A 13054-nucleotide genomic window follows, 5' to 3' on the forward strand; every position below is an offset into this window, starting at 1 on the left:
TAATCTGTTCTCATTAAAACATCAGACATTCTTTCATCCAATATAAACATTTACGCAGAGATATACATAAAGTTCCTCATCACACTGATCGAACTCTATCTTATTCTCTTTCGATAACCAGCCCAGAGCGGCACCCAATTCTTTATCCTTCAACCCGGACTTTCTCTTTAAGGTACCATAGCCCCATTTCTCATTGTTGCTCAGCAGTTGCCAGACTTTACCAGCATACACACCGATTTGCTTTCTATCCATTTTCTACAGCTATTAAGAGGTTATAAACATTAGGTTAAGATTTCGCCTATAAAGATAACAAATGGATATCACAATTGTTCCCTCCCCAACACTAAAAAGTTGTTACAAAATTATTTTTAACATAAAACCTGCGATGTGTACGACACAACGGACTTATTAGCATATGTTAAAACAGAACTTTTCTTGGCATACATCTGTTATTACATTAAGAATCAATCCTAAACCTATTAGAAATATGGCAAAAAAAATAGCAGAACAACTGATCGAAACATTAGTTGAATCGGGCGTAGAGCGCATCTATGCCGTGACGGGCGATAGTTTAAATGAAGTAAACGAAGCTGTCAGAAAGAGCAATAAGATACAATGGATACATGTACGGCATGAAGAAACCGGAGCCTATGCCGCAGCAGCCGAAGCTCAACTGACCGGACGGATAGGATGCTGCGCAGGCAGTAGCGGACCGGGGCATGTTCACCTCATCAATGGGCTATATGATGCACAACGCTCAGGCGCACCGGTCATCGCCATCGCTTCCACCATCCCCAGCGGAGAATTCGGAACTGAATATTTTCAGGAGACCAATACTATAAAACTCTTTAACGATTGCAGCTACTATAATGAAGTGGCAACCACTCCGGGACAATTCCCGCGTATGCTTCAATCAGCCATTCAGACAGCCATCACCCGAAAAGGAGTAGCCGTTGTAGGCTTACCGGGAGACCTGGCCAAGGCATCTTCCGTTTCCGTCGATTCTTCGGTAAAGAATTATCCGGCTCCGCCAGAAGTCTGTCCGGCAGAAGAAGACTTGATACAATTGGCAGAGTTGCTGAACAACCATAAACGCATTACTCTTTTCTGCGGCATCGGCTGTCGGGGAGCACACGAGGAAGTGATCGCGCTTTCGGAGAAGCTGAATGCTCCTGTGGTATATACTTTCAAAGGAAAAATGGAAGTACAATATGAAAATCCTTATGAAGTCGGAATGACCGGACTGTTGGGAATGCCTTCCGGCTATTACAGCATGCACGAAGCCGAAGTACTTCTTATGCTCGGCACAGACTTTCCTTATTCCGCTTTCCTGCCCGATGACATCAAGATAGCACAGATAGATATCAAACCCGAACGGCTCGGACGCCGTGCCAAAGTGGATATCGGACTTTGCGGAGATGTAAGAATGACTATTCAGGCATTATTGCGTATGCTGAACCCCAAGACTGATGATACTTTCCTGCTGAAACAACTGAAAAGATATGAAGGAGTAAAGAAAGACCTGGCAGCCTATACGGAAGATAAAGGAGATATAAACAAAATCCATCCGGAATATGTGATGTCCGAGATTGATAAACTGGCATCGGATGATGCAATATTCACCGTAGATACCGGAATGACTTGTGTATGGGGTGCACGTTATCTGCAAGCTACGGGGAAGCGGCATATGCTGGGGTCTTTCAATCATGGTTCTATGGCAAATGCTTTGCCACAGGCCATCGGGGCAGCACTTGCCTACTCCGACCGTCAGGTAGTAGCGCTCTGTGGTGACGGAGGGCTGTCGATGACTTTAGGAGATCTGGAGACCGTTGTCCAATACAAGTTACCGATTAAGATCATTGTCTTCAATAACCGCTCCTTGGGAATGGTAAAACTGGAAATGGAAGTAGACGGGCTGCCGGACTGGCAGACAAATATGCTGAATCCGGACTTTGCGCAAGTAGCCGAAGCAATGGGAATGACAGGCTTCAATGTCAGCAATCCGGAAGAAGTACTGACTACTTTATTAAATGCATTCGAACTGGATGGTCCGGTACTGGTAAATATCATGACCGATCCGAACGCTCTTGCCATGCCTCCTAAAATAGAGTTGGGACAGATGGTGGGCTTCGCCCAGTCTATGTATAAACTGTTGATTAACGGACGCTCACAGGAAGTGATCGATACTATTAATTCGAATTATAAACATATACGGGAAGTCTTCTGACAGTTCCTTCTTCAACGATATTTATCCTTGCACACAGACAAGATGATTATCTTCAGAAAGGTATAACCTGATCTCATTACAGACCAACAATGAGTCAGGTTCTACCTTTTTTATATATCCAACTGAAGGATAATCATTTTATTTTCTTATGTTTGTAATCATCAAAAAAGAGAAGCACATGGAAAAACCGGACTCTTCACTCCTATTCAGACAACCGATGTATGCCGATAAAAGACAATGGAAACAATTTCTTTCTATTTTTCTGTTAGCCGCAGGCGTTGGTTTTACGGTGGCAGGAATTATCTTTTTCTTCGCCTATAACTGGGAAGATCTTCCCAAATTAGCCAAGCTGGGAATCGTACAAACATTGCTTGTTGCATCTGTCCTGCTGACAGTATTCACCCGATGGAATATACTTATCAAACAGATAATCCTCACCGGAGCCACATTCCTTGTGGGTACACTCTTTGCCGTATTCGGACAAATCTATCAGACAGGCGCTGATGCGTATGACCTGTTTCTGGGCTGGACACTGTTCACCATCCTCTGGGCAGTCGCCATCCGTTTCACTCCGCTCTGGCTGACGTTTATCGGACTGCTCTGTACTACCATATGGCTGTATGCTATGCAAATAGTGCCGGATAACCAATGGGCAGTCACTTTACTGACCAGTGCAGTAACCTGGATTTGCGCTTCGGCAACGGTCGTCACAGAATGGATGAGTATCAAAGGTACCCTCAGCCGACAGAACCGTTGGTTTGTCAGCCTGCTTTCTCTGGCGACCATCGTGCATGTGACTTATCTTATGATGGCAGTAATCTGCGAAAAGGATGCAATCGTATCCATTCCGCTCACAAGTACCGTTCTGCTGTTCTCGGCAGGGTTATGGTTCGGATGGAGACAAAGGAATTTATTCTATCTTTCCGCCATTCCTTTTGCCATACTGATGATTTTACTATCCCTGTTTATCTGTCACAGTAACCTTAGGGATGTCAACATATTTCTCCTCTCAGGAATTATTGTTATCACCGGTACCACTTTATTGATTTATGCAATCCTTCACCTAAAAAAACAATGGTATGGCACAGAAGAGTAACCTGACAATCGAAGTCCTTTCAATTATCGGAGGAGTGCTGACCGCTATCTTCTTTCTGGGATTTCTTGTACTTTCCTCCATTCTCCGGTCCGAAACATCCTGCCTGATTGCAGGAAGTATCCTGATCATTACTACTTTATTTGTCAATCGCCTCCTGACCAAACCTTTTCTGGATGCGATGAATATTACATGCTACATAGCCGGATGTATATTAGCCGGTTATGGAATGAATAGAAACATGGATGTCCTCTTTATTGTACTGATAGGGATCAGTGTAGTAACGATGCTGTTATCCAAAGGGTTCATCCTGACCTTCCTTTCGGTAATCTCATTCTATATGGCACTGTTCGGAGAGATAACGAATTTATTCTCTTCACTGAATCCGCTGAATGTGGCTGCCGTGCCTATTATAGCAATTTTCTTATTCGTCAATCTATATGAGACAAAAATACTTAGCTATACGAACGGGGATTTGTCTAAATATAAACCTATTCATTCCGGTCTGTTCGTATCTTGTGTCCTTTCATTGGCCGGGTTGTCTGTCAATTACTTGACAAAAAGCACAAATGACTGGATCATATCTGTTTTCATGTTGGTGGGTATCCTTCTGATGGTTTATAAAATCGTGCAGGTGATGCAGGTTAAGAGTCCGGTACATCAGGTGTGCATCTATCTTCTTTGTATCCTGATCTGCTTTCCCAGTCTGCATGCCCCTTATCTATCGGGCAGTATCCTGCTGATACTGATATGTTTTCAGTACGGTTATAAAGCTGAGTCCGCAGTTGCGCTCCTCCTCTTCATCTATTCCATATCCAAATATTACTATGATCTGGATATCACCTTGCTGACGAAATCAATCACCCTGTTCTTCACGGGAATCGTATTGCTCATAGCCTGGTATATTTTCACTCAAAAAAAGACAAGACATGAAAAAATATAGCCGAATACTGATTATCGCTAATTTAATTCTTCTTCTGGGATATTTTAACTGGTCTGTTTATCAGAAAGAACAGACGCTGAAAGAGGGACAACTCGTATTATTGCAACTGGCTCCTGTCGATCCCCGTTCGCTGATGCAAGGAGATTATATGAGGCTTAACTATAAAGAAGCAAATTCCGAGTTGATAAACAGACAGAAAGCTAAACGCGGTTATGCTGTGCTCAAGCTTGACAAGAATCACGTCGGAGAAATAATACGTCTTCAGGAATCCCTTGAACCAGTAAATGAAAATGAAATCGTCCTGAAATATAAAACAATAAATGGCAGGTTATTCCTCGGTGCCGAATCCTTCTTTTTTGAAGAAGGACAGGATTCTGTCTATAATCGTGCCGCCTATGGTGGATTGAGAGTAGATAATAAAGGACAGAGTTTACTGGTAGGGCTGTATGACAAGGATTTCCGGCAGATTAAGCCGTACAGAGGCAAACAGTAATATACGAAAGCCCAGACTTTTGCATTCTTAAGCATCTTCTTATTAGTGGGGAATAAGGGGATTACATTAAAAGTAGTAATCTCGGGAAAATAAGACAGATGAATAAGATCATAAAGAGAATGCCCTAGGGAAATAAGGGATGCATTCTCTGCCAAGGGTAGATTTTGAAAAGAGAGACTTTCACAAGTATCGTCTTTCTATCTACTCCCGGTTATCTCCACATTTTAAGTGAAGAAGGGTTCATCGTAGAAGTCCGAACTTTCACAAGCAGGAGACTTCTGGATATTCTCAATGTGGCTCCTCGTATGAATAGAGGAAGTGGGGAAATCATACCACACGAGAATTAGAAAATATTATTCTGCAATGCAGATACTTACACGGTTCTCTTCCGGGATTGCGTAAGGTTGTACGGTATCTCCCTTAAAATCAATTTTAATTCTATCTGCAGCAATGCCTTTTACCTTCAATACCTCAGCCACATTGACAGCACGCTTTTCCGATAGTTTGCTATTGATTTTAGGATTACCCGTATTGATATCTGCATAGCCTGTTATACTTATTTTAGCTGTCGGATGCTTCTCAAGATACTCAACCAGAGAAACAAGTTTGGCTTGTTGATCATCCTGAATCTTTGCGGAATTCAATGCAAAGAAGATATTCTGCTTCATAGGCTCAGCTACCACCTCTTTTTTAGGTTGCGGTTGTTCCACTACAGGAGCAGGCTTTGGCTGTTCAACCACTATCGGTTCTGGTTCATAATATATCGGTGCTATTTTTGTATAACTCTTGCCAAGTTTGATACTCAAACCCACCAAAGCATTCAATTGCCAATCACAGTTTCCAGCTTTCTTTGAGTTGAATTTGTCTGATAAAGCATTGGCGTTGGCTTCGATATTGATGGATAAACGGTCATTCAGACGGAGATCACAACCTAAACCAAAACGCCCAGTTACAAGGAACTTACCTTCTTGCCAAAGATATTCCATTTCATAAGTACGTGTATCCAATGCATTCGCTTCATCATTATCAAATCCACGATTAAGTCCTGCTCCGGCAAAGAGATAACCATTGAAAATACGTTTCGGATTAAAACCGCAGAATAAAGTACTAAGATCGGCTATAATATCAACATTCCCTTGAAGGTATTTGTATTGATACACCTGTTCAGGATTAATCCATCCACCTTTTGCCTGCCAACCACTTACACTAATACGTGCACCAAAAGCAGGAGCAAACTTATAGCCTACGTTAAGAGCAACTGCCGGAGAAATCAGATCGGCGAATTTGGCCTCACCAACAGTATGAGCAGCACCTATTTGGGTCTGAATAAACCAATGAGGATGAAAAACAGTCTTACCAGGTTCTTTTATACGCTGTTCTCCGCTCTGTGCAAATGCTATTGTAGTGCATAGAATAGCAAAAACTATTAATACGCTTCTTTTCATACGCTAAATATATAGTTAGAGAAGGGTATCCTCTCATTTTTAAGAAGATACCCTTCCACCTAAAAAGGATTATAGTGATTCTTACAAATTACTGTTCACATTATCCGTGCGTAGGTAATACAGTTACTGTTATAACCTTCGTCACATCACCATACGGATAGCTGACTGTTACAGGAATCTGAAGTTTAAATGAAGTCTTCACAGTCATACCCTTATTATCGTATGTAACCATACCGAAGTCACCATTTTCAATTGCAGTCAAGTTATTGCTTGTATCTGTACCTGCAGCATAAGTCACTACATTAGGATACAAAGATGCAACTTCCGACCACAACACAAATTTGTTTGGATCTGTTTGTCCCATATTGGTCTTAATGTCATCAGTAGCGATAGCAAATGCTGAAATTTCATAATAAGTATAGAAATTATTCGTACCCATTTCAAAATCATGTCCTCGCCAATCGGTCAATGAAATCAACTGATTCAAAGCCACCTTAGCACCTCCAGTTTCAGCATCCTGAATGGTACTAACCGGACCTGCTATAATATTAACTGGACGTAAGAATTTAGCATCAAATGTACCATTAGTCAACTGAAGTTTAGTATCGCAACCCTTATTGGTAATCACTACTTCAATCGTTGCAGTAAACGGATTCTCATTGTAAGCCGATTTGTTCAGCAACGCTTTAGCAACATCTGTCTTATTATAAGTAACCTTGCTACCAGCGATAACTGCTACTTCCTCTGCTGAACCAGTAGTTCCTTTCGTACCCATCAACTTATCTCCGTCAGCGTTTCTATATACATAGTAATCAACTCCATCAACCGTTATTTTTTGCTTAGTTGTTACGACTCCGTTTGCTTCTGCAAATACAAACTTCGGATCATTCAACTGAGTAGGCTGGAAGTCTGTAAACTTGCTGTCTACTGTAGTTACAATCTTATTACCCATAAATACAGAATAGAAATCAAAGTCTGCCAAGGTAGCCTTATTATTGGCAATCGGTTCTTTAGCATCTATTTCAATAGAGTTTCCACTCCAAAGATTTGTATTCTTAGCACCGATTGTACCTGAAGCTTTGTGTACCTTGCCTGTAGTCAAAATGATTACTACATCCTTGCGTCCTGTTGCAGAGTAGTATACCTTCTTAGTGAATGTATCACCTTCTTTAGCAGCTAACAAGTCTGCATTATCAATAGTCCACTCTACAAGAATTGTCTGTGTACCTTCAGGATCCTGAAGTTCTACTACCTTACCAACACTATTGTCACCAGTAGCAGGGTTAGTCTTAGCATCATTCAATTTGTAAATAGCATAGAATTCATCTTTCTTCAGACCAAGCGCATTATAAACATCTACATTCATAAATTGAACATCTGTTGTAACCGCTGCATCATCGCAACCTACATAAATATCCTCATGTTTCGGATAAGTTACTTCTTTACCATCTACATCATCTTTTACTATGTTGATTTTCACCCAACCAGCATTCAAGACTTTCTTTGTAGTAATCTCTCTCAACATAACACGTACCATTGGCTGACGATCAGCAGCAGCAACACCCGGTTCTCCGTATACAGTAGAAATAGCCTCACCATCTTCTAATTTCAAGAATGCATTCTGAGGAGTTTTATTATCTCCACTGATATAGTTGGACTGCGCAAACGCAATTTCCAAATCTAAATCAGCCAAATCACCTTCAAAAACTTTCTCTTCAGAAGCTGTAGCTCCACTTTTATCAGCTGTTTCTTTATAATGGAATGTGAATTTATCTTTTAGCACCAGTTTTTTAGGATCACTAGCGTCTACAGTAGCTGTAAGAGCAAAGTTAGCCTCTGCTTCAATAGCTTCCAAAGCTTGGCCTATCTTAGAACCTTTATCATCTGCACCATATAAATGTCCATCATTCGCTGCATTATTATTAACTTTATCTTTAAATGCAAGAACAAAGTCAGACCAGTTAGTCTTATAAATGGCAGCATAGTCAGAAGTAATCACTCTAGGTTCTTTCTCGTCTTTCAACTGAACAGACACCTGTAATGCAAGTGTTGAAACTTCTTTAGCATCCAAAGCTTTGATTTCTTCTGAAGTCGCACTGAATGTTACTTTCAGCATACGACAATTCTTGCCATCTATTTCTTTATCTACCAATTTATAAGAAGTTACTGTAGGATTAAACTTCTGAGAACGAGTAACGACCTCCTTATTGTCAGCTACATAATGAACAGATTTTTCTACAATCTGTGATTCACTTATATTTTGAGGATTAACATGATAGTAAGCTACAATTTTCGGAGTGAGCACATTAACTTTCGTTGTATTCCGCTGCCAAACTTCACCAGTTTTTGTAGGAGTAGCATCGGATGTCTTCACTGTCCATTCATTGTAATTAAGGCTGATAGCCTTCATTGCTTGAATACCGCCCAAATAAGACTGTGGTTCGAAAACAAGGCTACTTAAAACTGCAATATTCGTTTTCAATACAAATCCCTCCGGATATTCTTTCATACCACTAATCACGATGTTACCATCTTCGTTAACTGCAGCAGTAATCGTTCCTTCTGCCTTCCAAGATTGTGCAGGATCAGTCGGCTTTCCGTTCACATACCATATACCGCTAGCATCAGGAGTATAAATATCGGCAGCAGCTTGTACGCCAAGATCTTTTGCTGCATCACCTTCACCAATCCACCAATTGCCATCTTTGATGTAAGGAGTCAAACCGTCAGTACCATTAGTGCTATTGCCATCCTTACCTTCAGCCTGTACTTTCAAATCGGTATTTCCAATCCACCAGTTACCGTCTTTAATATAAGGAGTATCTCCGGCAGCCTTCCACTGAGTTTTCTCAGTACCTTTGTACCAATAGCCATCATCACCGATAGTGTAAACAATGCCGTCATTACCATTTACACCATCTTTACCATTAGTAATGTCATAAGTCTTCTCATTTCCCAAAACTACTTGAATACCATTAGCAATTGGTTTAACATCTTTGACCCACTGTCCACTATCCAGCACCTTCTGAATCTCAGCCAGTTTAGCGTCATTCGCATCAATGCGCTCATTAATCGCATTGATGTCATCATCGTAGTCCTTACAGCCTACGTAGGTGACAGTAGAAAGTGCTAACGCCCCGAAGAACATCACTTTTACAAATTTTCTTTTCATAACTACTTAAAAATTACATTAATAATATATTATTAAACACTAAGTTTCAATAATGCCTGTCCCGTTACTTGGTAGGTAACGGGGAAACCTTTGTGGTAACCTTTATAAAGTAGTTTTTGTAGAAAACAGATTCTAAAAGAATCTAAACCTTTTACCCCTGCTTCGAAATAGCGGCAGAGGGGAGGAAAATCTTTTGCCAAAATTTAAGGTTAATATAGTCTTAAAACAAAGAATCCGCAGTATTTGTCGTTTATGTGTTCTTTTTTTAGTAGTTTATCAGAGAATTTTTCATTTTTGTTTGCATGTTTTCCAAAATATGTCCATATTTGCAGCGCTATTCAGTCCCGTTACCTACCAAGTAACAGGGTATTAATCAGACCATTACTCCACCAATAGAGCGTTTCACAAAATCAACGATCCTATTATTTGCTTCATCAATTTTCCTACTACGGAATGGCTTCAGATAAGTTTCGGTCACCGTAATGGAAGAATGTCCCATCGCCTCAGAAATGATACCCGGATGAATTTCACAATAATAAGCTGTCGTAGCCCAAGTATGACGTGCTGTATACGAGCTAAGTTTGCTTTCCAGTCCCAGCCACTGACCTAACAATTCTAAATGCTGATTGAAACTCCGCAAGGCTAACTGATATTCCCGATATGCTTCCTGACTTCCTTCAATACTATGAAGAATTGGAAACAAATAAGGAGAACTAAGATCCCGGCTTATGTGCTTTTCTAATAAAAGCATAGCTTCCGGTGTCAAAGTCACTGATAAGGAACGACCGGTCTTACGCCGACGATACGTTATCACGTTTCCTCTTAAATCGCTTTTACGCAAATAAGCCAAATCAACAAAAGGTAAACCACGAAGCAGAAACATCAGAATAAACAGTTCCTTCGTACGACGTAAATCTGAAGGAATTGTGGATGATTTCGACAAACGACTAAAAACTTTTCGCATATCTTCATCTTCCAGCGCACGTTTCCTATCTGCACGTGTTCCTGTGTAAACAGAACGGAATAAATACGGAATATATTCCGCTTTACGAAGATCAACTGCACGATTATAAACCGCACGCAACACACGAAGGTAAGTGGAAACTGTATTCCAACTGGAACCACGACTGCGAAGATAGACTTCAAAATCTTTCAACCATTCGGAATTTACCTGATGAAAATCAAGATATTTACTCCCATGAAAGGTTGTCACAATGTTCAAAGTACTTCGATACACATGGGCAGTCCCAAAGTTTCCCTCTGCCCGTAGCCCATCGGCTACTTTCTTAAAAAATGAAATTAAATTCCCCATTGCATAAACTATTAGATATACACTATTAAATAGATACACTTCCTACTCTTATAATAGGAGTGAACGGTCAAAAAACAAAGACCTCTCGACAAAAGTTTGGAGGCAAAGAAACGAATTTTAATTGGATCAGCATCAAAAACACGTATTTTGTTGATTTCTGTTGCTTTTACGCATTATACCATAAGTTTTCAAACAAGGGTTTCACCCTTCACCTTTTCTTTGAAGAGCTTTATTCATCAGTGATAGTGGGTGAAGGGAGGTACCTTCACCTCTTTCTTCAGACAAGTCAGATACAATCAACCGCTCATTTTACTCTAATCGAGCAGTCAACCAAGGTAAATCGACCGCTTATTTGTATACAATCGACCGCTCGTTTACATACAATCAATAGGATGTTTAAAACAAACATTGAGAAGAAAAAAATAATCTATTAGCATCTTTCCATTAGGTTATAGTTAATGCAAATATCATTATAGCAAAAACAAATTAGCTTATAGCAAAACGAATGATGCTTTCATGAACGAATGTCATTTTCAGTTCAAAGGGTGAATAACTAGGCCTTCACCCGATATCGTCGATAAATAAAGGATTTCGAAGGTAAAGTGAAGGTGAAGATAATATTTATAACATCTCCTGTATGGCAACTTAAAGCTATGCTTTAGCAACCATAAAGCATAGCTTTTGGATATCCAAAGCATTGCTTTATGAAAGCGAAGAATATTATAAACGAAGCTAAATGGCAGAAAGACTTTACCAACTAATTTTAAATACTTAGTTTCCTCCTTTTTCTACAACCCACTTCTCTATATTTCGTGTCTTGGCACTGAAATTCACTCCAATTTTGAACAACTCCCGATCATTGGATTCGAAAGGCTGAGCGTAATGTTTCTCATTTATCTGTAGCAATGCTTCCTCCGCTGTACCATCCAATTTAAACTCCATGATATAAACGAAATTATCTGTCTGGAGAACAAGATCAATACGTCCTTCACTAGTATGATATTCTGCTTTAACATAGAATCCTATTAACTTGAAAACAATAAAAAGAACATTTTGATAATGTAATTCCAAATCACGAATCAACTCATAAGGTGTATCAGCAAAGAAACTTTGTAAACGTCGAAAGAAAGAATCATAATCTCCGGCCCGTACTTCACGAACAAACTTCTGAATCTCAAATGCCGATTCTACCGCATTGGTATTCGCATAAAAAGGAAGCAGGAACTTGATAAATCCTTCTTCCACTTCACGATTAGGAAATCCTAAACGATAGATACCAAATTCTTCATCATATCCTTTTATAGTGAGATAACCACTCTGATAAATGACAGGTATCGGATTGTCGGAAGTAGAATCAACACTATTCAAGACTTCAGCACTCGTTTCTTCGTGCGCCATTCTCTGAAGATCATAATGATGTTTTTTTAATAATTCTACCAGATAGGTAGGTGTACCGGTTTCGAACCAATAGCTGCCAAATTCATTACGTAAGAATGCATTGAGAAGACTAAACGGATTATACATACCGATGGAATTATGAGTAAAATGGTAACCATCATAGTATTCACGCAATGCAACACATATTTCATTATATGTCATTCCACGAGCATCTGCAAATTCAGAAAGTTCAACCTCCAGATTATCATGCAATTCTTGATCACTGACTCCACATATATCTATATATTGATTCCACATGGAGATATCGTTGAGATTATTCAAATCGCTGAATACACTAACCTTACCAAACTTCGTCACACCTGTCAGCATAGCAAATTTAATATAACCATCCATAGACTTCATCACGCCGTAAAAGGCTTTCAATGTACTCCGGTATTCTTCCTGCAACTCATCTCTACCAATGGCTTGCAACATTGGTTTGTCATACTCGTCGACAAGAATCACCACCCGCTGCCCTGTTTTTTCTGCAGCCAGTCTAATTAAAGTAACCAAACGGTCATCGATCGTTTCATCACTGGAACATGAACCGTATTGAGCTTCGTAAACAAGAAGTTGTCGATCTATCAGACGGATAAGGTCATTTTCAGTATCAAACTTTTTAGCATTCAGATCCAGATGAATAACCGGATATTCAATCCAGTCCTTCTCCAGACTCTCCATCGCCAATCCTTCGAAAAGTTCTTTTCTTCCTTTAAAATAAGCTTCAAGAGTAGATAACAGCAAACTTTTTCCAAAACGACGGGGACGACTTAGAAAATAATAACTGCCAGTCTTTACCAATTTATAAATCAACGCAGTTTTATCAATGTAAAAGTAACCATCTTTTCGAATCTTTTCAAAGTTCTGTATACCGATAGGATAAATTTTACTACTCATATTCTCAGGGATTTTTGATTTGCAATACACAAAGA

9 protein-coding genes are annotated in these 13054 nt (G+C 39.8%); 4 read left to right on the top strand and 5 right to left on the bottom strand.

Annotation, left to right across the window (positions count from 1 at the left end):
- Positions 1–33 precede the first annotated feature (33 nt).
- Positions 34–252 carry a winged helix-turn-helix domain-containing protein gene (locus NBH01_RS19310; protein WP_011108003.1) on the bottom strand — a complete coding sequence of 73 codons (219 nt, stop codon included), beginning with the start codon at positions 250–252 and terminating at the stop codon, positions 34–36.
- Positions 253–487: 235 nt separating this feature from the next.
- On the opposite strand from NBH01_RS19310, the gene NBH01_RS19315 reads away from it, so the two are divergent.
- The 4 genes from NBH01_RS19315 (at position 488) to NBH01_RS19330 (ending at position 4756) form a co-directional block, all read left to right on the top strand.
- Positions 488–2227, top strand: a complete 1740-nt coding sequence (locus tag NBH01_RS19315; protein ID WP_225679031.1) for a thiamine pyrophosphate-dependent enzyme — start codon at positions 488–490, stop codon at positions 2225–2227.
- A 178-nt stretch (positions 2228–2405) separates the two neighbouring features.
- Positions 2406–3323, top strand: a complete 918-nt coding sequence (locus tag NBH01_RS19320) for a DUF2157 domain-containing protein (protein WP_151209124.1) — start codon at positions 2406–2408, stop codon at positions 3321–3323.
- On the top strand, positions 3307–4263 hold the full coding sequence (locus NBH01_RS19325; protein ID WP_225679033.1) for a DUF4401 domain-containing protein: 957 nt from the start codon (positions 3307–3309) through the stop codon (positions 4261–4263). Before NBH01_RS19320 ends, NBH01_RS19325 begins: the two co-directional genes overlap by 17 nt.
- Complete coding sequence (locus tag NBH01_RS19330) at positions 4250–4756, top strand: GDYXXLXY domain-containing protein (RefSeq protein ID WP_008763232.1); 507 nt, start codon at positions 4250–4252, stop codon at positions 4754–4756. Before NBH01_RS19325 ends, NBH01_RS19330 begins: the two co-directional genes overlap by 14 nt.
- Before the next feature lie 353 nt (positions 4757–5109).
- On the opposite strand, the gene NBH01_RS19335 is transcribed toward NBH01_RS19330, so the two are convergent.
- The 4 genes from NBH01_RS19335 to NBH01_RS19350 form a co-directional block, all read right to left on the bottom strand.
- Complete coding sequence (locus tag NBH01_RS19335) at positions 5110–6201, bottom strand: OmpA family protein (protein ID WP_129655311.1); 1092 nt, start codon at positions 6199–6201, stop codon at positions 5110–5112.
- A 100-nt stretch (positions 6202–6301) separates the two neighbouring features.
- Complete coding sequence (locus tag NBH01_RS19340) at positions 6302–9373, bottom strand: DUF4988 domain-containing protein (protein ID WP_225679038.1); 3072 nt, start codon at positions 9371–9373, stop codon at positions 6302–6304.
- A gap of 373 nt (positions 9374–9746) precedes the next feature.
- Complete coding sequence (locus tag NBH01_RS19345; protein WP_090615957.1) at positions 9747–10685, bottom strand: tyrosine-type recombinase/integrase; 939 nt, start codon at positions 10683–10685, stop codon at positions 9747–9749.
- Between the two features lie 771 nt (positions 10686–11456).
- Positions 11457–13019 carry a PD-(D/E)XK nuclease domain-containing ATP-binding protein gene (locus tag NBH01_RS19350; RefSeq protein ID WP_118337491.1) on the bottom strand — a complete coding sequence of 521 codons (1563 nt, stop codon included), beginning with the start codon at positions 13017–13019 and terminating at the stop codon, positions 11457–11459.
- Between the last annotated feature and the right edge of the window lie 35 nt (positions 13020–13054).

Source organism: Bacteroides sp. B1-V-101 (genome assembly GCF_023656585.1).
In the GTDB taxonomy this organism is placed as follows: Bacteria; Bacteroidota; Bacteroidia; order Bacteroidales; family Bacteroidaceae; genus Bacteroides; species Bacteroides thetaiotaomicron.

Coding starts and splice junctions, on each gene's coding strand:
- NBH01_RS19315 (WP_225679031.1), top strand. CDS start 488: ATGGCAAAAAAAATAGCAGAACAACTGATCGAAACATTAGTTGAATCG.
- NBH01_RS19340 (WP_225679038.1), bottom strand. CDS start 9,373: ATGAAAAGAAAATTTGTAAAAGTGATGTTCTTCGGGGCGTTAGCACTT.
- NBH01_RS19350 (WP_118337491.1), bottom strand. CDS start 13,019: ATGAGTAGTAAAATTTATCCTATCGGTATACAGAACTTTGAAAAGATT.
- NBH01_RS19310 (WP_011108003.1), bottom strand. CDS start 252: ATGGATAGAAAGCAAATCGGTGTGTATGCTGGTAAAGTCTGGCAACTG.
- NBH01_RS19325 (WP_225679033.1), top strand. CDS start 3,307: ATGGCACAGAAGAGTAACCTGACAATCGAAGTCCTTTCAATTATCGGA.
- NBH01_RS19335 (WP_129655311.1), bottom strand. CDS start 6,201: ATGAAAAGAAGCGTATTAATAGTTTTTGCTATTCTATGCACTACAATA.
- NBH01_RS19320 (WP_151209124.1), top strand. CDS start 2,406: ATGGAAAAACCGGACTCTTCACTCCTATTCAGACAACCGATGTATGCC.
- NBH01_RS19330 (WP_008763232.1), top strand. CDS start 4,250: ATGAAAAAATATAGCCGAATACTGATTATCGCTAATTTAATTCTTCTT.
- NBH01_RS19345 (WP_090615957.1), bottom strand. CDS start 10,685: ATGGGGAATTTAATTTCATTTTTTAAGAAAGTAGCCGATGGGCTACGG.